The sequence below is a fragment of the Actinomycetospora sp. 2LY8.5 genome (genome assembly GCF_057180585.1).
In genome coordinates this window covers 26,993-51,057 of the sequence record NZ_JBXUHE010000043.1, presented here as the reverse complement: position 1 = coordinate 51,057, position 24,065 = coordinate 26,993, and the positions used below count along the sequence as shown (strand labels likewise).

Genomic DNA, 24,065 nt, shown 5'->3' with positions numbered 1-24,065 from the left:
GGTGCGGACCCTGCGACGGGCCACTCTCGGCGGCGAACAAGCGGGGTGTGCGGCAGTACAGGTGCCACCACCGCGGCTGCGTACGTCTCAATGCCGACGACCTCGACAGCCTCGCCGAAGATCTGATTATCACCTACCTGTCGCGCCCCGACGTCTACGCCGCGCTACACGCCGCGAGCGACGGCGAGGGTGAACACGCCACCGAACGCGCCGCGCTGCGCGACGAGATCGCCGACATCCGAGCCCGGCTCGACGACCTCGCCGACGCCGTCGCAAAGGGCGCCGTGTCCATCGCGCTCGCCGCACGCAGCGAACCCCAACTGCTCGACCGGCTCGCCGCCGCCGAACACCGCGAACAACAACTCACCACCCCACCAGCCCTACACGGACTGCTCCAACCCGGCCAAGACATCCACACCTCGTGGGACCACGCCCCACTGCCGGCCCGCCGCGAACTCGCCCGCTACCTGTTCGCTCCCGAACACCTCGGACACCTCACCGTGCTCCGGCTACCAGTCGAACAACGCGGCGGAACCCGCGTCACCCCCGCCGCCGAACGGTTCGAACTCCGACGCCATGACACCTACAGTGACGCCGATCAACCGGACAAGCAGGAGCGCTAACTGCAGCGTTGGTCATGCCGCTGGATCACACTGATCGGGCGGGGGTGTCACGCGCAGCGGTCGGCCCAACGTGGCGGAGCCTGCGGGGCTTCCGAGCCGCGCGTCGCCGTTGGTATCGGTTGGCTGCAGCGACGGTCGGGTGCGTGGCCCGTGAGGCCACCTCCAGCCCTTCGACCCCGAGCACAGCGGCCATGTCCCGGTAGAAGTCCAGGTCCATAGCGTGACGACGGTTGCGCAACTTGTGGTGCACGATTCCGACCAGCGTCGCGATGATCGTGCCAACGGCGCTCACGAATACCGGGTCCACCGCTTGGTCCTTTCGCTCCCTGTCGACCCGGCGGAGAGCACAACGGCCTCGGCCGGACCGACGCACTTATGCGTCACGTCCTGCGCGAGGGCCGTTGCCGTGACCAGCGACCTTCGATACTTCCAGTGAGTCACACGTGGGAGAGAGCGATGCGGAAAGCGTTCTAGGCGGGGCGAGTGGCGACCAACCCCAGACAGACTGGCCGTCACGGGCGGCCAATCTGCCGTCCTGCGATACCGGGCTCCTGGCCCACGGTCCCTCTGAGACGTGATCGCAGCCGACCAATGCGGCTAGTAGCCGCTTTGGCCTAACAGAACGCTGGCCTCCGGGGCTCTGGCTCTGCTATCCGGAGCGTCGCAGACGATTCGTACTGTCACAATGTGCCCTCGGCCACACCGCGTGGTCAGCGAGCAGGCGCCGAGGCCGGCGCGCACCAACGTGCGCCGGGGCTTCCACCGGTCCTGGCCGGCTGCCGGGAATATCCGTTTGACCTCGACGAAGCCTGTCAGGTGTGTATGCAGTCCCCTCCGGTGTAGGCGAACGAGACGATGTGGTCCCCGAACCACCGGTCGGCGAGCGCGAGAACGTTGAGGTCTCCGCGCGGCGACCACTCCTTCATTCTTTGTGAGGCGTTGGATCGGGGCCAGACAAGTCGAACGTCTCGTGGTTGGTCCCCGGCCGGTAGCTCTCGATCTGCGGGATGAGTTTCTTGACGCTGATGGGCAGTGCGCTGGCGGGGATGTGGATGACGGGGTTGACGCCGCCGGCTGCGGTTTGGTTGTCGAGGTCTTTCCAGACGTAGATGTCGAGGGCGTTCTGGGCCCAGGTGGCGCCGCGGCGGACCTTGGCGATTCGCCCCCAGCCGAGTACTTCGTGTTGGCGGAACAACGGAGCGCGGATACCGCGGGTGTCGACGATGAGGACGGGGTTTTCGGAGGTGACGAAGAACAGCCATCCCAGCACCACCACGGCGCCGAGGATCGCGTTGAAGATCTCCCATCCTTGCGTGGAGCCGTGGAGAACGCCGATGAGTCCGCTGATCCCGAGGGCGAGGCCGATCACGAGCAGCGAGGCGACGGTGAGGCGGCGCGGGTAGAGGACCAGGGTGTCGGCGCTGCGGTGGATGGGGTTGCGGATCACGGGAACCACTCTCCGGGTCCAGGGTGGCTAGTCATCGGGGTGAAGAGCCTCAGAGATGGTGTCGGCGAGCCCGTCGGCGGCTTCTCCGCTGGCGTCGACGACGTCGTCGGCGATGGGCAGACTGCGCATGGTGGTGCTGACTCCGTAGGAGACGCCGGTCCCGGCGGCGAACCCTCCGGCGAAGGTGCCCAGCGGGCCGGCGACCGAGCCGAGGACGCCGCCGGCGAACGTGGCGGGGATCCCGGCCGCGGTGGCGGGAACGCCGCTGTAGAGCGCCTGCCCAGTGGCGCGTCCGATCCGCTCGGCGGCGGAGTAGTTCGGGTTGGAGGTGTCTTCGACGGCCTGTGAGAGCGCGGCGCCGACGGGGCCGAGGGCACGCCCGGCGACTCTCCACATCGTGGCGGTGGGGCCGTCGCCCAGGACGGTCTGGGCGGCCTGATGGGCGCCCTGGAACCCGGCGCCGACCTCACCGGTGACGACGGCGAGGGCCATGCGCTCGGCGGCCTTGTCGTAGACGTCGAGAGCGTCGATGACATGTTGCAGCGCGGCGGCGGCGGTGTTGCTGGCCTGCTCGGTCTCGGCTCTGATCGCCACCATCCGCTCCTGCGCGGCGATCCAGTCCCGCCCGGCCGCGTCCGCCTGCTCGGTGGCTGGTGGGGTGGCGCGGAGAGTGTCGGTGAGTGCGCGGTAGCGGCCCTGAATCTCGACGAACTCGCGCTGGAGCCGCTCCAGGGTGTCGGCGAACCCGTGGATCACGGGGGCGGCGTGCTCGACCTGTCGCATGACGCCACGGGCGCGCTGCGCAGCGCTCATCGACGCCGCCCCGAACGCGTCCCCAGCCGCGCCCCGCCACCCCTGCGCGGCGAGGTTGCGGGCGGACTCGGCGTGGTCACCGACCAGCCGGCCCCGCGCGGCCACAATGTCGAGCAACGCGCGGGCCGACGCGCGGAGCGCGGCCGGGTCACCGGGGATGGTGGCCTGGACCGGCAGGTCGTAGTTCATCGACATCGCCGCTGCCCCTATCGGTGTCCGTCGCGGCCGGCGAACCCGACGTCGGCGATGTCGCCGGCGTTGACGTCGTCGGTGCGGTAGTAGGCGTGCTCGGCCTCCTCGACCGCCTGCCACAACTCTTCGACGACGTTGGCGAGCTTGTCGGCCTGCCGGGTCACCGTGCTGGCGAGGTCTGCCAGCACGCTCGGGAACTCGCCGAGGACCCCGGCGGCGTCGGCGCCCTGCTCGAGCACGCGGCTCATCTCGACCCCGACGCTGCGCGCCTCATGGTCGGCGGCCTGGAGCCGCTCGGCGGCCGACCTGATGGTCGGGAAGTCCACCTCGAAACCCATGCTCAGAAACTAGCCCGCCGCCCAGGGATGGATGTACCGCTTCGCGGAAGTCGTGCACTTGTCCGGCTCCGACTTGTGGTCGTCGGGAGGCGTGGGGTCGGGCGGCGAGAACCGCGTCGGTCGATGGCGGGGAGGCCGGTGCTAGCGGCATGCGCACGTGGGCGGTGGGGATGCGGCCCTCGGCCCCGGAGACGAAGAAGGCGGGCGGGGCGCGTCCTTGTCTGGAGTAGTCGCGCCCCGCCCGCGGGGTCGTGGGTTGGCAGGTTGTGGCACTCGTGGGTCTCCCTTTCGGAGGGGGCGGTCTTGTGGCGCGGGTGTTGATGGCCTCGGGTTAGCCGAACAGGTCGCCGATGGTGGTCAGGGCCCGGACGAGGGTGGCGATGATGGTGCGGATGACTTCGCCGCCGAAGGTGGTGGCGCCCAGCAGCAGCCCGATCACGAGCAGGGCGGGGATGCCGGCCACGCCGCCGCCTCGGCCGCGTCCGCGGCGGCGTCCGCGTCCGGCGCCTCCGGCGCCGATGGCGGAGGCGAGGAACACCACCGCCACGACGGCCAGGGCGGCCACGATCAGCCAGGTGGGCACGCCACCGATCTCGGAGTCCATGGAGATTCACCTCCCTTCACAGGTCTCGGATGTGAGGAACTGAATTGGGGGACGGTTCATCGGGTGCCGGGTCCGGGCAGCGGATCGGGTCGATCGGGAATGGTCAGGTCGGGTGGCAGGGACAGGAAGTAGCCCCGGATCCAGCCGACCCGGTATCCCCACCGCGGCCCGTCGATCGCGGCGAAGTACCAGGCGTATCCCCCGGTGCCTCGGGAGCCGGGATCGGCGTAGAGGATTCGTACGGTGTCTTCGGGCCAGCAAGTCGCGAAGGAATAGTCGGCGAAGGGCATGTCCTCCACAGAGGCGGTGAGGTCGGGGACGCGGTGAAAGATCGGCCCCCCTCGCGGGCAGGACACAGACTCGGCGCCAACAGCAGCGGGGACGCCGACGACAGCGGACACAGTCAGTGCGGCGATGGTGAGCAGCACAACGGTCAGGACGGTGGGCAGCCCGCGGATAGCGCGGGTTCGGTAAGAAGTCATGACACGAGAATCAACAGAACCAGCCGATCCCCGCACCTGAATTTCGATTACCTAGGACAGTGTGCGGAAATCTTCCTGGAAATGGGCGCGCGAAATCCCCGTGGCGCGTGAGCGCGATCGGCGCGGTAATGACGTCGAGTGAGACAGAACTCGATAGCCACACCGCGAAAGACGACGCGACGCACGCGGGCCACGCTTCGGCAGCAACCGGTCGGCGCCGGTACCGCCGCGGGGTTGAGGTGTCCCCCGCACGCTGGGCTGCGGTGTGCACCGGACCCGTTGTTGCCGCCGGTTCCGGGGACCCGACGCCCCGCGGGAGCTGGCGGGTCGCCCGCGGTAGAGCAGCGCGTAGATCCGTCGAGCCGCGGACGGGGACGGCACAGGAGCGTCGCAGACGGCGCGGCGCAGCAGCGCACGCCGCGCACCGTCATCATCGGCGTCCCCGAAGCGGGTAGCGCCGGGTGGTCCCCCGACAGCGGTATCGACGGCCGCGGGGACCGTGCCCGCCGCCGCGGTGTCATCGCCGGTGGCTTCGTCGTCGGTGGCTTCGTCGTCGGTTGCCGTGTCGTCGGTCGCCATGTCGGGCCTTTTCCTCCTCTCCGGGCCTCACCGGTGGTCGTCGTCAATGGGTTCACAAGCTGGGCTGGTCACAAGCTGCGCTGGTTATGGGCGTGCTGACCGCGGGGTCGTCGCTCCCCGCCCGGCGCCCGGGTGCCTCCGAGCTGTGTCCGCGGGGCCTGTCCGCCCTCTGGATCGCCCGAGGCACGAGTTCGCGGGAGGTGGAGGGGGGGGGGGGGGGGGGGGGGGGGGCGGCCCCCCCCCCCACCCCCCCACCCCGCTCGGGCCGCGCCGGTGTGCTCGGTTCAGCGCAGGGCGGCGAGCACGGTGTCGCGGTGGTAACCGCGACGGACACGGCCTTCGATGCGGGCCTGGACGGGCGCCACGCCGTAGGGGCGTAGCGCGTCGGCCAGATCCTCGGTGCGCCACATCCCGTACCGGGCGGGTGCGACGGCGGCGAGCCGCGTGAGCAGGTCGGCGGAGGCGACGCGCTCGTCGTCACCGAATGCGGCCCGCAGATCGGCCGCGAACCGCCCGACCCCTTCAGCACCCATCCCCTCGGCACCCAGGACTTTGGTGGTGTCGGCGGCAGCGGTGGCGCCAACGCGTCCGGGACGGGCTCCTCCCGCTCGACCGGCGCCGTCCGCGTCTGCGGCGCGCACGTCGCGGGCGGCGGCCCAGGAGGCGGTGTCGAGGCGGGGCCGTCCCGCTGCGGCGCGGGCCAGGGCGCGTTCCCGGGCGTCGGTGGGGTCGAGGTAGGCGACCTTGGACACCAGCGGGTCGTGCAGACCGGCGGTGGCCACGAACGCCCGCCCGACATCGCCGGGGTCGTCGGCGGTGGCTGGGTGCAGCCGGTCCGGGCGCCACCCTTCGGCGGCCATGGCCGGGCCCAGCACCAGCCGCACATCGGAGTGACGGCAGGCGTGGAGCACCTTGAGCCCCGCGGACTCCGCCACCGCCGCCCCCAGCGCGTCGGAGGTGGCCTCGGTCGCGGCCAGGATCAGCGTCACCCGCGCCTTGCGCCCGATCCGCAGCAGCGCCACCGCCGCGGCCTTCGCCGGTTCGGGCAGGGACGGGTACTCATCGACGATCACCACCAGCGCCGGCCGCTCCCGGGTCGGCGCCCACGCCGCATCCGTGGACAGCCCACCGAGTAGCCGCGGCCGCGCGCGAGCGAGCGCGACCGCGTCGCCCAGCGCGTCGGTGATCCCGGCCGGGTCCCGCTCGATGCGCCCGAGAGCGGGGGCGTGGGCGTCCAGCCCGAACCCGGCCGGGTCGAGATCCCACACCACCACGTCCCGGCAGGCGGTCAGCACCTCGGCGATCACGGCCAGGGTTCCGGACTTCCCCGCCCCGGAGGATCCGATCACCACGGCGTGCACGCCGAGCAGCGGCACCGCCAGCGGCGCCCCGTCGATCCGCGCGCCGATCACCGCCCGCTCTCCGATCGTCGCGGAACCCGGCGGGCGGGTCGGCAGTGGCGGCAGGGTGGTGAATGGGTCGCGTTCGGCCAGGCGCAGCACCACCCGCGCGCGGCGGGTCCGGTCGGGGGAGGCCAGCACGGCCCCGGCGGGCAGATCCAGGTGGGTTTCCAGGCGCTCGGTGCGCGCCGCGATCGTGTCCGGGGTGCCCGTGCGCAGCACCACCGGCACCGTCCAGCCCCAGCGCTCCCGGGAGGCTTCACCGGCAGAGCGCAGGGCGATTCCTTCCGCGGACAGGGCGCGGGTCACCGCGTCGACCGCTTCACCGCGGGTGCGGGCATCCGCGATCGGGAACGGCGCCCCCTCCTCCGCGGCCTCGGGGCCGGGCTCTGGGCCGGCGGTCAGACGCGGGGGGTCGGCGCGGCGGCGCCGGGCCCGACCGATCCCGGCCAGCACACCCAGCGCCACCGCCCAGAGGCCGGGTCGTCCGTAGCGCTCGCCGACCCCGGCCACGATCACCCCGAGCGTGCCCAGCGCCAGCACTACGAGAAGCAGGCGGGCCAGCACCGTGCGGCGCCACACCTCCCGTGCCTCGGCCGCGCGGGCGGGCCGGTCACGGTCCAGGTACTCCCGCACCACCGGCGCGAAATCCCGATACCCGGACACATACCCGCCCAGAACCCGACCCAGGAACCGGGCGCCGGTCACCACATCCACCACAAGCCGCCAGACCACGCCAGGAGCGCGACGCGCCAGCGTGCCCAGGCCTCGCCCGACCGTGCGGGCCGCGGCGCCCGGGGACCGGTACACCAGCCACGCCACCGCATCCCGCGCAGCCGGCGCCAGCACCGCCGCCACCCGCTCACGACCCCATCGCAGGAGCGCGAGCCACGCCACCACCAGCCGCGGCCACAGCCCGCGACGCACGCCCCGCCCACCGGACCGGGCTATCCCAGGGAACCGCGCAGCCCGAGCGGCAGCTCGCGGTGCCCGATCGGCGCGGCGCCGTCGGGACCGATCAGGGTCCGCGGCGCCGTCAGCGCCAGCGGGTTCGTCGTCTTCGTCGTCTTCGTCGTCGCGGTCCCGCCCGCGACCCTCCCGAACCATCGCCTCTACACCTCGTCACACCGTTGATCACCCACGACACGGACACACCCGACACGCCCAACGCGCTCGTGTGCTGACCCACGGTGTTGCCGAAACCAGTCATGACCCAGAAACGTAGAAACCCGTCACGGGCCCGTCACCCCAATAACCACACGGGCCGATCCCGGGACCGACCCGCGGCAGGGACAGACCTGCCGTCACGGGGCGCTACCCGCTACACCCCAGCTCACCGGCCCATCAGGCCGCTACAACCCGGTAGCGCCGTGACGGGGACCCGTAACGGCCGGAACAACCGGCTCAGGGGGCCGGGTGCCCCGGCCGGGCCTGTTAGCGCACTCGGGGGCCGTCGGGGCGCCACTCGGCGATGACCCGGTAGGCGCCCTCACCGTTGGACATCGGCACCGGCCCGTGTTCGTAGATCCACACTGCGAACCCGGCGCCGGCGAGCCGTCCGGCGATCTCCGCGACCGCGGGAAACTCGTCCGACTCCTCGGACTGCAACTCGTTGCGCGTGGGTTCGCTCAGCGGCCCTTCGAACAGTCGCGCATGCAGGTGATACCTCACCGGATCCACCACCCGCGGACCCGCGCGAACCACACCCGCCCACCCCAGCGCGCGCGCCTGCTGGGCTCCGCGCGCATCGACCACGGCCGGGCCACGGTGTCTGGACGGTGGCGCCCGCCTCCGGGCCGTCGGCGCTCTACCGGCGCGATCGCGTACACCCCGGTCACGGTGGTGTTCCACCCTCGCGGGCGGGAGACTGTCGGTGTCGCCAACGTCGGGGGCAACAACGATAGGCAACACCGGGCAACACTTGGCCGTTGGCGAAAAGGGCGGGGAGATGACCGATGACGCGCGGCCCGGCTTCGCCGAGTACCTGCGGGCCCTTCTCAACGCCGACCCTGACCGGTCACGCTCGATGGTTGCCCGCGACGCGGCGGTGTCGCGTGGCTACTTGCACCGCGTCGAGCATGGCCAGCGCTGGCCCTCGCATTCCGTCGCCGCCAGCCTCGACGACGCGCTCGGCGCGGCCGGGACCCTGCTGACTGCGTGGCGGGACGCAGAACCCCGCCGATCGGCTCCCGTCTCAGAGCCGGACCATCCGGCCGGCCGTGAGCCCTCTCTCGCTGATGTGTGGACTCTCGACGACGCGCGGATGCTGGCCGACATGCTCGACGACGCTCGCAGCGGAGACCGTGCGCTGGGCGCCGACGACGCGCGGCGCCTCGTGCACGAGTGGATGGTCACCGACTCCCCGCAGACCGTCGCCCTCGACGCCGGACGCCGTATCGGCGCCAGCACCGCGGAGACCATCACCCGCCGCGTGGCCCAACTTCGTCGGGTGGACGACTACGTGGCCGGACGCGACCTACGTCCCCTGGTCGAACGCGAAGTCGCCGCGACCGTCGCCGTCCTGCGCGAAGGCGCTTACACCGACCAGGTCGGGCGCTCACTGCTCGGCGCCGTCGCCGAACTCGCCCAACTCGCCGGATGGGTCGTCGCCGACGCCGGCTCCCCCGACGTCGCCGCGCGCTGCCTGCTCGCCGGGGTCCACGCCGCGCACGCCGCCGCAGACCGCGCCACCGCCGCGAACCTGATCTCCACGCTGTCCTACCAGCAAGCCAACTCCACCGACCCCCACCGTGCGGTGCTGCTCGCCCGCTCCGCGCTCCGCGGCGCACCCGACGCCCCCGCCACGGTCCGAGCCCTACTCGGCGAACGCGTCGCCTGGGCCCACGCCCGCGCCGGCGACCGGCCCGGCACCGAACGCGCCCTCGCCGCCGTCGAGACCGCGTTCGACCAGCGCCGCGACGGCGACGAACCCGAATGGACCTACTGGCTCGACCCCGACGAGATCACCGTCATGGCCGGACGCTGCTACGTCGAACTCGGCGACCCCCACCGCGGCATCCCACTGCTGACCCACGTCCTCGACGGCTACGACGAACACCGCGCCCGCGAGTCCGCCCTCTACCTGTCCTGGCTCGCCGAAGCCCACACCATGACCGGCGACATCGACCACGCCGCCACCCTCGCCACACGCGTCCTCGACCTCACCAGCACCACCGCCTCAGCCCGCAGCGACACCCGCCTCACCATGCTCGAAGACCGACTCCGCCGACACGCCACGACACCCCAGGTCGCCGAATTCTTCGACCGGCTCGCATCGCAGGGCCGATGAGCGTGATGTCGCGAGGAGCGTCGTTCACGTCGTCGACCTCAGCGGGCCGCCGCGGGTCAGGCGCTGTGGTGTGACCGAAAGCTGCCCACGAAGCCGTGGGCCCGCCCGCTGATCTTGTTCATGTCGACGTAGGCCGCGCAAGACAACGCACGGCCACCCCGGAACGCTCTTAAAGCCCAACGCTCGACCTGTTGACTCTCGACCCGCTCCACGGTCACGAGGTAGTCCTCAAGCTCCCAGCGGTCGAGGCCTCCAGCGGTGTGCAGGACCGGGCGCACGGTGCCGTCGGCGGCCCACGCTGCCAGGGTCCGACGAGCGACACCGATCTCGCGGGCGGCCTCGCCGTCGACAGCAACCGCTAACTCAGGACGAGCATCATCGATACCCGTTCATCCCGGTCCACCCGTGCATGCTCAGTCTGCTCGGTCAGGCCATTCTTGCTCGTTACGTGTTGCGTGTGGAACCTGGGGAGCAGCGCCATGACCACCAGCAGGAGCGGTCCGCTGACCAAGCCCACCAAGGAGGACTGCAGGCGACACCGATGGTGCGTTCCCGAAAGGACGATGGTCGCTGCGGACGACGGCCCAGTCCGGTTCCATCACGGCATCTCCACCACTGTTTACGGTGGAGACGACGCTGCAACCGTTACTCAACTCGCCACGGACGACACGGACACCGTCTACATCAAGATCGAAGCGGTCGATCTCGGGTACGGCACGGTGACGGTGTGGTTGACCAGCGATGAGGCAGAACCGGTGGGCGCGGGCCAGGCAAGGCGCCGCTATCGTTGCGCCATCTGAGTGAACTACTTGAGACTTTGTACTGTAGGCAGACCCTGTCGCGATAAGTCTCCGTCCGGCGGCATAGGCGGAACGAACTTTTCAGGTGGGGGCTTTGAGCGCAGCGAGCGAGGGCGACGATGACGCAAAGAGACTCGGGCGAGCTATCATTTTCGTACACCAGCACGAACAATGGATTACAGCTCCACTGGTCAGGGCCGAGGTCGAAACACTGCTCCTCACCGGGCGGGCCATGGACTTTGCAACTAGACTGCAGGGGCACAATCAGTTCGTTCCACTAACGGAAGCTCTGCTTCGTCGCTATGCGACTTTCGCCGGACTGGGCGCAATTGAGCTGAAGAATAGCGTCTTGCCCGTACTCAAGCAGGCAGACATAATCGACTACTCAACCGGACAAATGGGGCAGATCACCGGCGTCGAGGAGTTCGTCGGAGTTTCCGCAACCGTGATTGAACAGACCGTCCACGTCCTTCGGCTCCTAGGGCCACAGCGTTCTGATCTAGCCTTTCTGCACTCCGTTGAGATTGCAGCCCTAGCACCGTTGAGCCGCACTCAGCACCTCTCGCAAATCGTCGCGAGGGGCTTCTCTGGAGAGGAAGCTGAACGCGCGCTTTCTCTTTCGCGTACCGTCGGGATCAATCAGGAAGTCCAATCCGTCGATCTCAATGAAGCAGTAATTTTCAGTCCCTACGTATGGGGCACAAAGCAAGTAAAGTTGGCCAGTTTCCTCGAGAACCTGCCACCCAACGAGCGAGACGCACTTCTCGGAATGAGCAGACAGGTCCTTGACACTCCGGGATTGGCCATCTCAAGGCTTCAAGCCTCGCCTGAGATCATCAAGAGCGCCCGGAACGCAGGTCTCATCCAGAGTGCAACGGTTCATTCCGCCTCGGGAGGCCGTTCCACTTACGCCTTTTCACCGCTCCTAGAGGCCGAGGATAACCAGCTCTCGACTACCGAGGCGTTCCACCAACGTAAGCTCTTTGTAGCGCATATCCTATTCGGACACGAGAAGGCTCTCGCGGGATACGGGCGCGTGATCGACCCGACGATATTAGTCGACCGGCTGATAAAGCGGGGGAGAGTTGGCCCAGCTACCAACATCGGCACGGACTATCACCTGCTTGAGGCTGCCGGCGTGGTTGCCGTTCAACCGTCGGGTGACCGGGCCTACCTGGACTTGGTGAAGCCTGAGATTGCTGCGGCCGCGCTAGAGTGGATCAAGCGAATTACAGACCAGAGTGGGGGTCGAGAGCATCAAGCTAAATCAGGCACCTGCTACCTTCTCCACGCCGGAAGCGAACCGCGGGCCCCTCACTGGCGGCGGCGAGGCAAACGAACTTGTAGTCGCGTCAGTGCTCGAACTCCGAGAGGAGATGCAACGTGCCGCCCGCCGAGACGACCCCTGGACTTGATGCCGGAGGCCAGCTTGAGGTGCGTGTCGCTCAGGCGTGGTTCTGGGACGGCTACTTCGTGCGCCGCGGAGTAGACCTTCAGCACAAGTTCGGCGACGACGTTTCTACAGTCACGGATCTCGACATACTTGCTTTAAGTCTTGACCAAGCGCTCGCAAGTCACAAATACATTGGCGAGGTCAAAGGTGGAAAGTCGAACAATACTCCGCGGCCGATCGACCGCGCCTTATGGGCAAGAGGCCTTCGAGAGCTCGTCGGGGCTGAAGGAGCAGAAGTGACCACGGCTTTCAGGGCGACGGCCGGTACTAGAGAGTTTGCGCGGTCGTTAGGCGTAGTCATACAGCACGTCGATGATCTCACGGCTAGGGAGCATCGCCTGCGGATTGGCCCTGTCGCTGACACGGGATCGCAAGGCGAAACCATTGCACTCCTTATTCGGCGGATTCAAAGACACTTGAAGGGGGAGGCCGAACTAGAACGCGCCTTCTGGTTTCTCCGGTCCGAGGTTGGTTTCTTCAGCCGTTCGACGCCACGAAACGCACTCTAGGGCTTCTCCGCCAGCTTCAGTCGTCGTGGCCAGCTGACTCCGACCAAGAGTCCGTGCAGGTTGTTCGCTGGCTCTACGCCGAGGCGATTGCAATCTTGGCGCTTCAGCTTGGGCTGCTTTGCGGTTACGCGAACTCAATGGGCTCAGTGGAATTCCGAGAGGTCGTTCTCGATAGACTCGCCGCCGGCGACCTACCTGCCTACGCCATGCGGCGTCTAGCGGAGCGAGTGGATGAATATATTGCCCGCCTCATGACTGCAACCAACGCTCCTCCTGAGCTTAAGGCAACAGCAATGGGTGCTTTCCTGCCGACGCCTCCCGACTACGCTGAACCTCTCGTCGAGCTTGTTCGTAGGTTAGCCGCCAATCCAAGCACGGCGGCACGGCTACCACGAGAAGTCGACCTCCTTCTGTTCGAACGTCTGGTACGCAGACGGGAAGCCAGCACGCCAGTTCGTGAGAAGGTGGGGATTGATGAAGAGTCGGAGAAGGCGATTCGACTCGTGGCCTCGTTTTTGCGGGGGCAGATTGGGCTGCCAGGGCCCGTCGAACGCGCGCTGTCGCACCCCCAAGTCCGAGGGGAAGAGCAGCAGCCCGGGGCGGCGAATGCGAAGGGTACACTGTTCTAACTGACTTTCGTTCCGCTCACTGTAGATCGTTTGTACGAGTCAGCCCGCACCGCGGCAAACCCGGTTACGTTTCTGGTCGTCGGGCCAAGAGCCGTCGGCAGCGGGAACCCCCGGGCGTCTATAGCTCGGTCGGGCCGTGCAACTCGAAGGGTTTCGGCTGTGGGAATGACATGCCGCGGTGGACTCGCAGTACGAGACCGGCTAGGTCTCGACCCGGGCGCGGCGTACCCGTCTCAAGATCAAAGTTGATCAGGAGTCCGCCTGGGCACTCCACGGATGGTCTAGATGATCGATTCCAGGGGGCGGGCTCGGCGAGGCGTCGATGCGATGAAGTGGAGGGTGCCCAAGATCAGCGTTGCTACCCAAACGATGAGCAGGAGGCTCACGTGGACGCTGATCTGCATTGCCGCGCTCACCTGCGCCACCTGTTCCGGTACCTGCCCCCAGCAGCCCGGATAGGACAAGCGGCTACGTCGTCTCGGGGTCACCATCGGCTGGCTGGTCGGGACGCTGGCCCGAGAGACCAGCTTGTGGGCCGACGATGTTTGGGTGGTCGACTCGACGCTGGTGGAATGCACCCGCTCCGAGGCCGCGTTGCGCTCGGAGCTGGCCGGATGGGCCGAGTACGGCTACTGCGCCAGCCACTCGCGGTTCTTCTGGGGGCTGCGCTTGCACCTGCTGTGCACCCTTGGCGCCCGACGCCGGCGACGGTGGCCTCGAACCCGCGGCCGTAGTAGTGCTTGTCGCCGATGACGATCTGGCCGGGGCGCTGTGCGGTGAGGTCGGGATCGGCTGTCGCTTCTCGAAGTCAGCTGCACAGATTCCCAAAGCCGGCTACACACCCACGCGGGACCGCCTACCGCTCAATCGTCGCCGCTCACCAATTCGCCGACCATGTCGCCGACGACGCTTGAGTGCTCCTCCGGAGGAGATCAGAGTTCGGCGAGCGCCATCGTTGGATCCTCGATGGCGTCGGCCACATAGCGCAGGAAACCGCCTGCCGTGTTGCCGTCACAGACGCGGTGATCGAATACTAGGGAGAGCTGGACAATATCGCGAGCCACGATCGCCCGGTCGACGATCCAAGGTCGCGAAAGGACCCGCCCGACTCCGAGGATGGCAACTTCAGGGTAGTTAATAATCGCAGCGCTTCCGTCGACACCAAGGACACCGTAGTTGTTTAGAGTGAACGAGCTCGATGTGAGCTCTTGCCTATTGAGCGTGCCATTGTGGGCGGAGGCTACGAGGCGTCCTATCTCGTTCTGCAGACAACTTAGTCCGAGGCGGTGGGCATTGCAGACGGCAGGGACCATGAGTCCGCCGTGTGTCTGGATCGCAATCCCCAGATTGACTCCGTCGAGATGAAGGATCTCATTCTTCTCGACGTCGACGCGGGCGTTGAGCTCTGGGAACCGGGTAAGACCTGCGACAACAAATCGGGCAAGGAATCCCGTAAGGCGGAGTGAACGTCCTGCCGCCTTAAGACGTGCCAGCAGCTCGATGAGTGGTGTCGCGTCGACATCGACCCAGGTGGTGGCATCCGGGATCTCTCGGCGACTGCGTCCGACATTTTCTGCAACGGTGCCGCGCAGACCGCTCAGTGCTACTCGGGCCCCGATAGAGAGCCCGGTTCGGCTGTCGGTGCCAGCCGCCGTTTCACCGTCTTGCACCGGCTCCGGGGACGGAGAAGCCGACTCGACGCCGGGCGGCGGGGTGAAGGCGGGCGATTGCACAGAGGTGGAGCTGCCGGCCCTGGCCGCTCCCGCGGCCTCGACGTCGCCCTCCGTTATGAGTCCTTCAGGGCCCGTACCTTCGATCGTCCCGAGGTCGAGCTCTAAGTGACGAGCCAGTGCCCGGACCCTCGGAGAAAGCACACCCGCGCGGTTCGCGGCGGGCCGGTCGTCCGCGGCACGTGCTGTGGTCGAGACAGGTTGAGATGAGCTGTCCCTGTCGCGTCTGGCGCGACGGCGGCCGGCGACGGTCTGGCTGGTGCCGAAGCCCACGAGCGTCCGCTGGGGAGCCTCGCGCCCGTCGGGCTGGCTTGCAAGGGGAGCGTCCGGCAAGACGCTTAGCAACGGAGCACCGACGGGTATCGTCTGGCCCTCCCGCCCGTGCAGTTCGGTGACGGTGCCGGCGAATGGTGAGGGGACTTCGACTGTGGCCTTCGCCGTCTCGACCTCGGCTACGGCGGAGTCGATCGTGACGGTGTCGCCTACACTGACCAGCCAGCGGACGAGTTCGGCCTCGGTTAGACCCTCGCCGAGGTCCGGTAGCGTCAGGGTCTCGCTTCTCACGCCGGCTCCCATTGCAACGTCTCGAGGGCATCGAGTACTCGATCGATCCCGGGCAGGTAGTACGTCTCAAGCTTCGGTGGCGGGTAGGGCACGTCAAAGCCCGTGACACGGCGTATCGGCGCCTCGAGGTGGTGGAAGCACCGTTCGCCGACGCGCGCGGCAACTTCGGCGGCGACCGAGGCGAAACCCGGAGCTTCGGCGACCACGACAGCGCGGCCCGTCCTCAGCACCTCGGCGCAGACCGTCTCGTCGTCGAACGGCACGATCGAGCGCAGATCCAACACCCCGACGTCGCGCCCCTCCTCGGCGGCGTGATCAGCGGCCGCCAGCGCGACCGGCACCGACGGGCCGTAGGCGATGAGGGTGGCGTCGTTTCCAGGTCGACGAAGCACCGCGCGCCCAATGGGCGGCACGTCGGCATCGAGATCGACCGTTTCACGGTGGAAGTAGCTCTTCTTGGGTTCGAAGAAGATGACCGGATCAGGATTACTGATAGCGGCGCGCAGGAGACCGTAGGCGTCAGCGTTGGTGGCGGGGGTGAGCACGGTCAAACCGGGCGTATGAGCGTAGTAGGCCTCGGAGGAGTCGCAGTGGTGTTCTACCCCTCCGATGCCGCCGGCGTAGGGGATGCGGATGACCATCGGCAGTCGCATCCGTCCACGGGTACGATTGGCAAACTTCGCCACATGGCTGACGACCTGTTCGAAGGCCGGGAGCGCGAATGCGTCGAACTGCATTTCAACGACCGGCCGCAGACCGTTCATTGCCATTCCGACAGCCGTTCCGACGATACCCGACTCGGCCAGCGGTGTGTCGAAACAACGCTGGTGACCGAACCGATCGGCAAGTCCGTCCGTGACGCGGAAGACCCCGCCGAGCGTCCCAACGTCCTCCCCGAACACGACGACACGCTCGTCGACAGCCATCGCATCGCCGAGCGCTGTATTGATTGCGGCCGCCATCGTCAGCGTCGCTGTCCCGACTGAGGATGCCTCGAAGGTGGTCACGGGGCCTCCGCGGCGTCGTCGAAATCCAGCTCCTCGCGTAACGCGAGCCGCTGCTTGAGCAGTGCAACGGGAGTGATCTCGTAGAGGTGGTCGAACAGCTCCTCGGGATTGGTGGAAGCATCCGCCCCCAGCCCGGTCCGTACGGCGGCCGCCATGGACTCCGCCTCGTCTGCCACGCTGGCCTCAAGGCCGTCGTCGATCAACTCTCGCTCGCGTAGGTAACGGCGCAACCGCACCAAGGGGTCGCGCGCGGCCCATGTTGCCACCTCGGCGTCACTCCGATAACGAGTGGCGTCGTCGGCGTTCGTGTGTGCTTCGATCCGGTAGGTGTCAGCCTCGACTAGGGTCGGGCCGTGACCGAGACGTGCCCGCTCGACGGCGTTACGCAAGACGACATCGAGTGCTACCGGGTCGTTCCCGTCAACCAGGATTCCCGGCATGCCGTAGCCGGCAGCTTTGCTGGCGAGTGAGGGAGCAGCCGACTGGCGAGCCAGGGGCACGGATATCGCGTACTTGTTATTCTGCACGAGAAAGATCACCGGCGCGCAGAACACGGCGGCGAAATTGCAGGCCTCGTGGAAGTCGCCTTCGCTGGTCGCCCCGTCGCCACAAAGCGCCATAACGACCGTGTCATCACCCTTGAACCGTGCAGCTTGGGCAAAGCCCACGGCGTGCAATAATTGGGTCGCGAGTGGCGTCGCCTGCGGGGCGACCCGGGTGAGTATCGGATCGTAGCCGCAGTGCCAATTCCCGCACAGCATGCTGAGGACCTCGACGGGGTCTACTCCGCGCGCCACAATCGCCGCGGTGTCGCGGTATGTGGGAAATAGCCAGTCGTCTGCGTCTAGCACCCGCGCGCACGCCACCTGGCACGCCTCCTGGCCTCTCGAAGAGGGATACACCGCCAGCCGGCCCTGTCGTACGAGAGCTCCCGCTTGCTCGTTAAGACGGCGCGCGGCAACGAGCTGCCGATAGATCTCCCGCAACGCCGCCGGCCCGGGAGTATCGTCGACCTCCGGAGCGACCAGGCGGCCCTCTTCATTGAGCATTCGGATAGTCGTGCTGGGCGCGGCCGGCATGAGCTCGCTCATGCATATCACTCCAACCGAACTTGATAGCGACTTGTATGCGCGGTCGACATTGCCCCCGTGGTCTCGCGGCGGTTCGCGTGCTCACTACGATCGTCAACGCGTGTAACGATCTTGGTACGTCAGCCATACTCCTGGGCCAGGGACATTGTTCACTTTGCCAACCGTCGTGTGGTCACTCGAGCTGTCGCAGCCAGCTATGCGTATCCTCAATATCTCCACATTGGATGCCGAGCACATGGGCACGGAGTGCTCTGGTCCGTGGCCCCGGCTCACCGCCGTTGACCTTTAACGTGAATCCCTGACCCCTGATCTCAGTAACGGGAGCGAGCACTGCGGCAGTTCCCGCCGCGAAGATCTCCGTGATACTCCCGTCTGCGATACTCGCCCTCAGTTCAGCGATCGGGACGGGTCGCTCGACCGGGGTGAGATCGAACTCGGGGGCGAGCGTCAGGACTGTGTCACGGGTGACGCCCGCCAGGATGGTGCCCAATGCCGGGGTGATCAACTCGCCGCGGGCGGTCACCAGGAAAAGGTTCATGGCTCCCGACTCCTCGATGCACGCCTCCTCATCGACGCCGTCCAGGTAGAGCACTTGGTCACAACCATGCCGATCTGCTTCGACCTGCGGGGCGAGGCTCGCGCCGTAGTTGCCACCGCACTTGACGGCGCCGGTGCCTCCCTTGCCTGCGCGCGTGTAGGAGGTGGTCATCCAGAGGACCACGCCGTCAGAGCCCGACGGGAAGTATGGTTGCGCTGGACATGCGATGACGCAGTAGATGACCCGTTCGGCCGGTCGGACACCGAGGAAGGTCTCGGCGGCGAACATGAAGGGGCGTAGGTAGAGGCTGCGCTCACCACTCGCCTCCGGCACCCAGGGCTCGTCTGCTCTGACCAAAGCCTTGACGCTCGCGAGGAAGTCCTCCTCGGCAAGCGGCGGGAGGCACATCCGTTCCGCGGACCGAGCAAAGCGGCGGGCGTTGCATTCGGGCCGGAATAGCCGGACGACGCCATCCGGGTGCCGGTACGCCTTCAATCCCTCGAAGATCTCCTGAGCGTAGTGGAGCACCGCCGCGCCCGGGTGAAGGGCGAACGGCTCGAGCGGGCCGACCTGCCGGCCGTGCCAACCGTCCTCCGGCGTCCAAGTGGCCGATGCCATGTGATCGGTGAAGTACCTGCCGAAGCCCGGTGCGGCGAGCGCTGCCGAACGTTCGGCTTCGGATGCTGGGCGCGTCGTGCGCGCCAAGGGGAACGCGGAGTCCATCAGAACCGCCGCCCGGGGGTCCCAGCAGACGCTCGCCGGTCGGTCCAGGTGCGTTGGAGTTTGGCGACCATGTCGGGGCGGTGCATCCGGTCGGCCTGCTCCAGTGCGTAGCGGCTCATGTACGCACGGAAGAGATCGTCGGACTCTTCCGCGATGTGGAGCATGCGGCGGTTTCCCGGGACGGCTGGGTCCGCCAGCCGCTCGGCGGCGACATGCACCGCCCGGCCAACCAGCTCTGGAGGGTGCACCTCATCGCACAGCGCGCCAGCCTCGGGGCTCGCCGCAGCGACCCGCTCATCGAAGAAGATCAGGCGCTGAGCCATTCGCCGTCCGACCAGACGGCCCAACCGCAGGTTCGCCGCGCCAGGGATAATGCCTTCGGTGAGAGCGGGCAGCGAGAAGTAGGAGTCAGACGCCGCGACAACGCGGTCGAGAACGAGTGCGACTTGCGTGGCACCGCCGATCGCGAAGGTCTCGACTACGCCGATCCACGGTTTACCTCCCGGCAGGTCGAGCAGGGTGTTGGTGGAGCCGTGGGCGAGGCCGTGCACAAGCTTACGGATGTAACCGAGCTCTCGGCGGAGCATGAAGTCAACGAAGGTGATCTTCCCTTCGTAGAGATGCGTGAGATTGATCCCGGCACCGAACGCACGTCGGCCGTCGTATCGAGGGTGGGTCAGTGTGCTGCCACGCAGCACGCCCACGGACACCGTGTCGTCGAGTAGTGCCAGGTCCACGGCGGTCTCCAGCGCTTCGACCACCGCGTCGTCCTCGGCGTTGAGAACATGCTGATTGCAGATGGTCACCTCGGCTACGCTGCCGTCCCGGTGGACGATGGCCTGCCCCAGGTCCAGACGGCCGGTCCGACGGAATTCCGGGAGCAGGGCCAGCGCCCGCGGCGTGGGGGCCAGCATCGAGCGCATTAAGTGCTCGCCGGCATCGCGCTGTCGCAGCACGTACGCGAAGAAGACCCCCTGGTCCACCTCGCCCGAGGACTTCTCGGCCTGGGGTCTCTGGCGGTCCGCCGCGATCTGCGATCGCGTGGGGACGAGCCCCGGGACGCGATCGGCCGCCGCGAACACCAGCTCGTCGAGCCTGACCACGCGGCTGCGGTTTGCCGTGAGCTCGTCGTAGAGGCCGGTGAGGTGGCGTTCCAGAAACTCGTGCCGCGTCCGCCGGGCCGATCGATCGATCAGCGCCGCCTCCTCCTGTTGCGCGGGCGAGCGCTCCGCGCGATCTGGGAGAGCGGAGGCCCGTTCCTCGCACGCTTCGACGTAGTCGCCGAGCCGTCCGACGTCCCCAGCACGGTCATCACCGAAGCGGGGTGCCCCGAGCATGCGCCGTTCCGGTGCACGCATCGACACAGGTGTGTCCACGCTGGGTCGCCTCCTCGTGGTGTTCGGGCGGTGCAGGACACCTGCTCGGGTGGCCGTCACGACGGGGCTCGCCCTGTGCGTATGACCGTGTCGAACAGGTCACCCGCGGGGTCGTACGCCGCGTAGTGGTCACCCGCCGCTCGCTGTACGTGGAACGGCCCGCTTGTATACTCCCGCCAGCCCTCCATCACGGTGTGCGGGACCACCGGGTCGTCTTCGGCGGCAAGGATCTGGATGTCGCACGGCAGCGGCTCGTTCGGCGCCGGCCGGTACTCGGCCGCGATCCTCAGATCGGTGCGGAGGACCGCCAGCAGGCGGCGGACCAGTTCCTCGTGGCGAAGGAGGGGTTCCGGCACCCCGTTGGTGGCGCGCAGGAACGCCACGAGCTCATTGTCCGACAGCGTGTGGTGGGAGACCTCGGCGGGCAACTGCGGTGGGCGGGCGCCCGAGATCAGTAGTGCCGAAGGCAGCGGGTGGCCCAGCGCGTGGAGATTCCGGGCGACCGCATAGGCCAGCAGCCCGCCGAAGCTGTGCCCGAATAGCAGGTACGGCGGCCGGAGGAGCGGGAGCAGTGCCAGGGTTGCCCCGTCGGCGAGTTCGACGAGGGTGTCAGGCATCGGCTCGCTGATCCGGTTCTCCCGTCCCGGGAGCTGGACAGGGCAGAGTTCCAGCGAGGGTGGGAGCGCGGAGCGCCAGGGGGTGAACACGCTCGCACCACTTCCGGCGTGGGGGAAGCAGAACAGCCGCACGGCGTCGTCCCGCTCGACGTGGTCGAGGACCCAGGGCGTCGCGGTGCGCATCACGCGTCACCCCCCGGGGGTTCCAGCAGCGCGGCGATTCGGGCTCCAGTGCGGTTTTCGAGTAGGTCGACGAGGTTTAGCCCACCGGCTGGCGCCAGCTCCTCGAGGCGAGTGAAGAGATCGACCAGGAGCAGCGAGTTTCCTCCCAGCTCGAAGAAGTCATCCTCGGGGCCGACGACGTCGAGTCCGAGCGTGGCAGCCAGTATCTCGAGCACGCGTTCCTCCAGCGACGTGCGCGCCGTCGCGGGCCGGCGGGCTTCCCTGCCGAACTCGGGCAGTGGCAAGCGGTCCCGGTCGACCTTGCCGTTCACACTGAGTGGTATCCGGTCGAGCCAGACGAAGGCCGCCGGAATCATGTAGGGCGGTACCCGGGAGGCCATATGCTCCCGCAGTTCTGCGTCGCGCGGACGGTTGTCCCCCACCAGGTAGGCGGCGATGGCGCGGCCGCCGGGCGAGTCGTCGCGGACGACGGTGGCCACCGCCCGCACGTCGGGATGCGCGGCCAGCGCGGCGTCGACCTCGCCCAGTTCGATCCGATAGCCGCGAATCTTGATCTGGTTGTCGACGCGCCCGAGGAACTCGAGGTCGCCATTCGGCAGCCAGCGGGCGAGGTCGCCGGTCCGGTAGATCCGGCCGCCAGGCGGCCCGAAAGGATCGGCTAGGTAGTGCTCGGCGGTGAGACCGGGCCGGCCGAGGTACCCGCGCGCCAGGCCGTCACCACCGAGCCACAGGTCACCGGGGACGCCGACGGGCAGCGGCGCGAGGTCCTCGTCGAGAACATAGGTCCGGGTGTTGGCGATCGGCCCGCCGAGCGGGACGGTGGGCCTGGTGGTGTCCACGGTGTCGATTGGCTTCGCTGTGGCGAACAGGGTGCACTCGGTGGGGCCGTAGACATGGGTGAGACGTGACTCGCCCAGGTACGGCAGCAAGCCTGCGGCGCTGCTCGGGGAGAGCACGTCTCCCCCTACGAACAGCTGCGGGACCCGGCCCAGTGCTTCGGGGAAGTGCTCGGCGGCGAGGTGGAGCTGGGGGGAGACAAGCAACAGGACCGTGATGTGGTGCCGGCGCAGCGCGGCCTCTAGGAGGTCGGGGAACGGCAGCCCCGATGGGGGCAGCACCAGGGTGCCGCCGTTCAGCAGCGATCCCCACAGCTCCAGGAGCGAGGCGTCGAAGGAGAGCGGCGAGAGCTGCAGGTGCACCTCACCAGGCCCGAGCCGCGCGTAGTCCGCGCCTTTCACCAGCCGGCTCAGGGCCCGGTGCGAGACGGCGACGCCCTTGGGAGAGCCCGTGGAACCCGACGTGTAGATGATGTAGGCGAGGTGTTCAGCCGTGGTCGCTACCACGGGGTCGGTCGCGGGATACACGCCAGCCGACCCGTCCGGCTCGTCGAGGTCGATTACGCTGGCGGCCGTCGTCGAGAACGTGCGCGCGTGCGCGTCGTCGGTGAGGACGACGCGGGCCCCGGCGTCCTCGACGACGTAGACCAGCCGCCGCGAAGGGTGTCCGGGATCGAGAGGGAGGTAAGCCCCGCCGGCCTTGAGCACGGCGAGGAGGCACACCACAGTGTCGATCGAGCCCGGCAAGCAGATGCCGACGGGGACGTCGGGGCCGACACCGTGTGCGATCAATCGGTGGGCCAGCCGGTTGGCCCGCCCGTTCAGCTCGCCGTAGGTGAGCCGCGTGTCCCCGTGCTCTACGGCGACTACGCCGGGATCCCGGTCGACCTGCTCCTCGAACAGCGACGCAGCGGTGCGGTCGTGGGGAAAGGCCCGCTCGGTGCGGTTCCATCCCGACACCACGAGGGCGCGCTCGTCGGGCGGAAGCGCGTTGAGCGCCGTCACGGGGGCCCCGGGGTCGTCCAGGGCCGCGGTGAGGACGTACTCCAGCCGCCGCACGATCCGCCGCGCTGTGACCGGCTCGAACAGGCCGCCGTCGTACTCGAGTACCCCGTCCGCCCCGTCGCCCCGGAGATCGACGGTGAAGGACAGGTCCCGCGCGGCGGTACCCAGCGAAAAGTTGACCATTGTGCAGGACGCCCCCGGGTAGGCCGGGACCATGGCGGTGCGCCTCCTGACGGCCACCTGCACCGGTATCGGCTGTCGTCCCGGGTCGCCGCTCCCCCCGGCCGCGTCGGTGAGCGAGCCCGGCGGGAGGACTCCGTGCGGGAGGACTCCGGCGTGCGCCTGTGCCTGTGCCTGTGCGAGCTTGTTCCCGACCTGTTCGGTCACATCCCGCACGGTCTGCCGCCCGCCGAGCGCGACCGTGACCACGGCGTCGGTCTCCGGCCGGTCGATCGGCGCGCCGGGCCAGGATGCGGCCGGCCGGACGGGCACTAGCAGCGGGACGTCGCGCTCGGCGGTGAGGCGAGCGACAAGCGCTGCCACCCCGGTACACAGGACGGCCGGATCGTCGGGCACGCCGCGCACGTCGCGCAGCCGCTGCCCGATGCCCGATGGCAGAGCGAGGGGTTCGACGGCGCCAACCCGGGCCGCCCGCGGCCCGCGTGGGTGGTCGGTCGGCAGGTCGAGGACGGGAAGGGCTGCCAGCTGCGCGAGGCGGTGCTGCTGCGCGGCGGCGCACTCCTCTGTGGTGGGCCACTCCGGTTCCGTGCCGCCGCCGACGGGGGCCGTCGACGCCTCCCGCAGCGCGGTGCAGGTGAGAGCGTGCTCGACTAGGAGGTCGTCGAGCGCCGCAGGATCGAGTACCAGCCGGTGCGCGACGGCAACGACGAGCCTCTCGGTATCAGCGATCCGCAGCACGCGCATCCTAAGCAACGGGCCGCGCGCGAGGTCGAACGGCTCGGCCGCCGCGTGGGCGGCATGGTCCGCCGCCGCGACTCGCGCCACCTCCATCTCGGTGAGGTCCGCCACGAACGAGCCTGGCGGAGCGGGCTGCGGTGCTGTCACACCTGGATGGGGGGGAAGGACCGCGCGCAGCACCGCATGTCGGTCGATGAGCAGCCGCAGAGCCGCTCGGGCTATCCCGGTGTCGAAGTCTCCGTCGAGCCGCAGGCATCGCACGACGTGGTGGGCGGGAAGCGACGTGGCGGCGGAGCCGGGTCCGGGTGCCCCGCGCGCG

General features: G+C 68.4%; 18 protein-coding genes and 1 pseudogene. 5 read left to right on the top strand and 14 right to left on the bottom strand.

The genetic code is table 11. The annotated features are described in order from the left end of the window. Positions 1-623 (top strand): hypothetical protein (locus tag AC2A1K_RS30110; RefSeq protein ID WP_483900032.1); only part of this gene is annotated, 623 nt, incomplete at its 5' end. A gap of 922 nt (positions 624-1,545) precedes the next feature. Here the strand turns inward: AC2A1K_RS30110 and AC2A1K_RS30105 are convergent. The 7 genes from AC2A1K_RS30105 to AC2A1K_RS30075 all read right to left on the bottom strand — a co-directional run bounded on the left by AC2A1K_RS30105 (position 1,546) and on the right by AC2A1K_RS30075 (position 8,233). Beyond that, positions 1,546-2,070, bottom strand: a complete 525-nt coding sequence (locus AC2A1K_RS30105) for a hypothetical protein (protein WP_483900031.1) — start codon at positions 2,068-2,070, stop codon at positions 1,546-1,548. Positions 2,071-2,097: 27 nt separating this feature from the next. Next, positions 2,098-3,078 carry a hypothetical protein gene (locus tag AC2A1K_RS30100; protein WP_483900030.1) on the bottom strand — a complete coding sequence of 327 codons (981 nt, stop codon included), beginning with the start codon at positions 3,076-3,078 and terminating at the stop codon, positions 2,098-2,100. 11 nt (positions 3,079-3,089) lie between these two features. Continuing rightward, on the bottom strand, positions 3,090-3,413 hold the full coding sequence (locus AC2A1K_RS30095; RefSeq protein WP_483900029.1) for a type VII secretion target: 324 nt from the start codon (positions 3,411-3,413) through the stop codon (positions 3,090-3,092). A 331-nt stretch (positions 3,414-3,744) separates the two neighbouring features. Continuing rightward, entirely contained in the window at positions 3,745-4,017 is a 273-nt protein-coding gene (locus AC2A1K_RS30090) for a hypothetical protein (protein WP_483898217.1), read from the bottom strand. A gap of 56 nt (positions 4,018-4,073) precedes the next feature. Then, positions 4,074-4,445, bottom strand: a complete 372-nt coding sequence (locus tag AC2A1K_RS30085; RefSeq protein ID WP_483900028.1) for a hypothetical protein — start codon at positions 4,443-4,445, stop codon at positions 4,074-4,076. Between the two features lie 917 nt (positions 4,446-5,362). Beyond that, positions 5,363-7,405 carry a hypothetical protein gene (locus AC2A1K_RS30080; RefSeq protein WP_483900027.1) on the bottom strand — a complete coding sequence of 681 codons (2,043 nt, stop codon included), beginning with the start codon at positions 7,403-7,405 and terminating at the stop codon, positions 5,363-5,365. A gap of 507 nt (positions 7,406-7,912) precedes the next feature. Then, a complete protein-coding gene (locus AC2A1K_RS30075; RefSeq protein WP_483900026.1) occupies positions 7,913-8,233 on the bottom strand; it encodes a hypothetical protein in 321 nt (106 codons plus the stop codon). Between the two features lie 193 nt (positions 8,234-8,426). On the opposite strand from AC2A1K_RS30075, the gene AC2A1K_RS30070 reads away from it, so the two are divergent. From AC2A1K_RS30070 to AC2A1K_RS30055, 4 genes and pseudogenes are all read left to right on the top strand, one after another. Next, positions 8,427-9,767, top strand: coding sequence for an NsdA family TPR-like regulatory protein (locus tag AC2A1K_RS30070; protein ID WP_483900025.1), 1,341 nt, complete (start codon positions 8,427-8,429; stop codon positions 9,765-9,767). Between the two features lie 479 nt (positions 9,768-10,246). After that, positions 10,247-10,567 carry a hypothetical protein gene (locus AC2A1K_RS30065; protein ID WP_483900024.1) on the top strand — a complete coding sequence of 107 codons (321 nt, stop codon included), beginning with the start codon at positions 10,247-10,249 and terminating at the stop codon, positions 10,565-10,567. Positions 10,568-10,661: 94 nt separating this feature from the next. Continuing rightward, positions 10,662-12,056 carry a hypothetical protein gene (locus tag AC2A1K_RS30060; RefSeq protein WP_483900023.1) on the top strand — a complete coding sequence of 465 codons (1,395 nt, stop codon included), beginning with the start codon at positions 10,662-10,664 and terminating at the stop codon, positions 12,054-12,056. 1,503 nt (positions 12,057-13,559) lie between these two features. Then, positions 13,560-13,848 (top strand): annotated as a pseudogene (locus AC2A1K_RS30055) (transposase family protein); the annotation flags it as partial. Between the two features lie 242 nt (positions 13,849-14,090). On the opposite strand, the gene AC2A1K_RS30050 reads toward AC2A1K_RS30055, so the two are convergent. The 7 genes from AC2A1K_RS30050 to AC2A1K_RS30020 all read right to left on the bottom strand — a co-directional run bounded on the left by AC2A1K_RS30050 (position 14,091) and on the right by AC2A1K_RS30020 (position 23,857). Beyond that, complete coding sequence (locus AC2A1K_RS30050; RefSeq protein WP_483900022.1) at positions 14,091-15,452, bottom strand: dihydrolipoamide acetyltransferase family protein; 1,362 nt, start codon at positions 15,450-15,452, stop codon at positions 14,091-14,093. Further along, positions 15,449-16,414: an alpha-ketoacid dehydrogenase subunit beta gene (locus AC2A1K_RS30045; protein WP_483900033.1), complete on the bottom strand. Its 966-nt coding sequence runs from the start codon at positions 16,412-16,414 to the stop codon at positions 15,449-15,451. The genes AC2A1K_RS30050 and AC2A1K_RS30045 overlap by 4 nt, the downstream gene beginning before the upstream one ends. A 41-nt stretch (positions 16,415-16,455) precedes the next feature. Next, positions 16,456-17,550 carry a thiamine pyrophosphate-dependent enzyme gene (locus AC2A1K_RS30040; RefSeq protein WP_483900021.1) on the bottom strand — a complete coding sequence of 365 codons (1,095 nt, stop codon included), beginning with the start codon at positions 17,548-17,550 and terminating at the stop codon, positions 16,456-16,458. A 172-nt stretch (positions 17,551-17,722) separates the two neighbouring features. Continuing rightward, complete coding sequence (locus AC2A1K_RS30035) at positions 17,723-18,811, bottom strand: branched-chain amino acid aminotransferase (RefSeq protein ID WP_483900020.1); 1,089 nt, start codon at positions 18,809-18,811, stop codon at positions 17,723-17,725. Further along, positions 18,811-20,187, bottom strand: coding sequence for an enoyl-CoA hydratase/isomerase family protein (locus tag AC2A1K_RS30030; RefSeq protein ID WP_483900019.1), 1,377 nt, complete (start codon positions 20,185-20,187; stop codon positions 18,811-18,813). The genes AC2A1K_RS30035 and AC2A1K_RS30030 overlap by 1 nt, the downstream gene beginning before the upstream one ends. Before the next feature lie 56 nt (positions 20,188-20,243). Then, positions 20,244-20,987: a thioesterase II family protein gene (locus tag AC2A1K_RS30025; RefSeq protein WP_483900018.1), complete on the bottom strand. Its 744-nt coding sequence runs from the start codon at positions 20,985-20,987 to the stop codon at positions 20,244-20,246. Next, the gene (locus tag AC2A1K_RS30020) at positions 20,987-23,857 is read right to left on the bottom strand and encodes a non-ribosomal peptide synthetase (RefSeq protein ID WP_483900017.1); all 2,871 of its coding nucleotides are present in this window, start codon (positions 23,855-23,857) and stop codon (positions 20,987-20,989) included. The genes AC2A1K_RS30025 and AC2A1K_RS30020 overlap by 1 nt, the downstream gene beginning before the upstream one ends. Between the last annotated feature and the right edge of the window lie 208 nt (positions 23,858-24,065).

What these genes read in the sequence shown, in the direction of transcription:
- AC2A1K_RS30100 (WP_483900030.1), bottom strand. Translation starts at nt 3,078, where the DNA reads ATGTCGATGAACTACGACCTGCCGGTCCAGGCCACCATCCCCGGTGAC.
- AC2A1K_RS30095 (WP_483900029.1), bottom strand. Translation starts at nt 3,413, where the DNA reads ATGGGTTTCGAGGTGGACTTCCCGACCATCAGGTCGGCCGCCGAGCGG.
- AC2A1K_RS30090 (WP_483898217.1), bottom strand. Translation starts at nt 4,017, where the DNA reads ATGGACTCCGAGATCGGTGGCGTGCCCACCTGGCTGATCGTGGCCGCC.
- AC2A1K_RS30070 (WP_483900025.1), top strand. Translation starts at nt 8,427, where the DNA reads ATGACCGATGACGCGCGGCCCGGCTTCGCCGAGTACCTGCGGGCCCTT.
- AC2A1K_RS30065 (WP_483900024.1), top strand. Translation starts at nt 10,247, where the DNA reads ATGACCACCAGCAGGAGCGGTCCGCTGACCAAGCCCACCAAGGAGGAC.
- AC2A1K_RS30045 (WP_483900033.1), bottom strand. Translation starts at nt 16,414, where the DNA reads ATGGCGGCCGCAATCAATACAGCGCTCGGCGATGCGATGGCTGTCGAC.
- AC2A1K_RS30040 (WP_483900021.1), bottom strand. Translation starts at nt 17,550, where the DNA reads ATGAGCGAGCTCATGCCGGCCGCGCCCAGCACGACTATCCGAATGCTC.
- AC2A1K_RS30035 (WP_483900020.1), bottom strand. Translation starts at nt 18,811, where the DNA reads ATGGACTCCGCGTTCCCCTTGGCGCGCACGACGCGCCCAGCATCCGAA.
- AC2A1K_RS30025 (WP_483900018.1), bottom strand. Translation starts at nt 20,987, where the DNA reads ATGCGCACCGCGACGCCCTGGGTCCTCGACCACGTCGAGCGGGACGAC.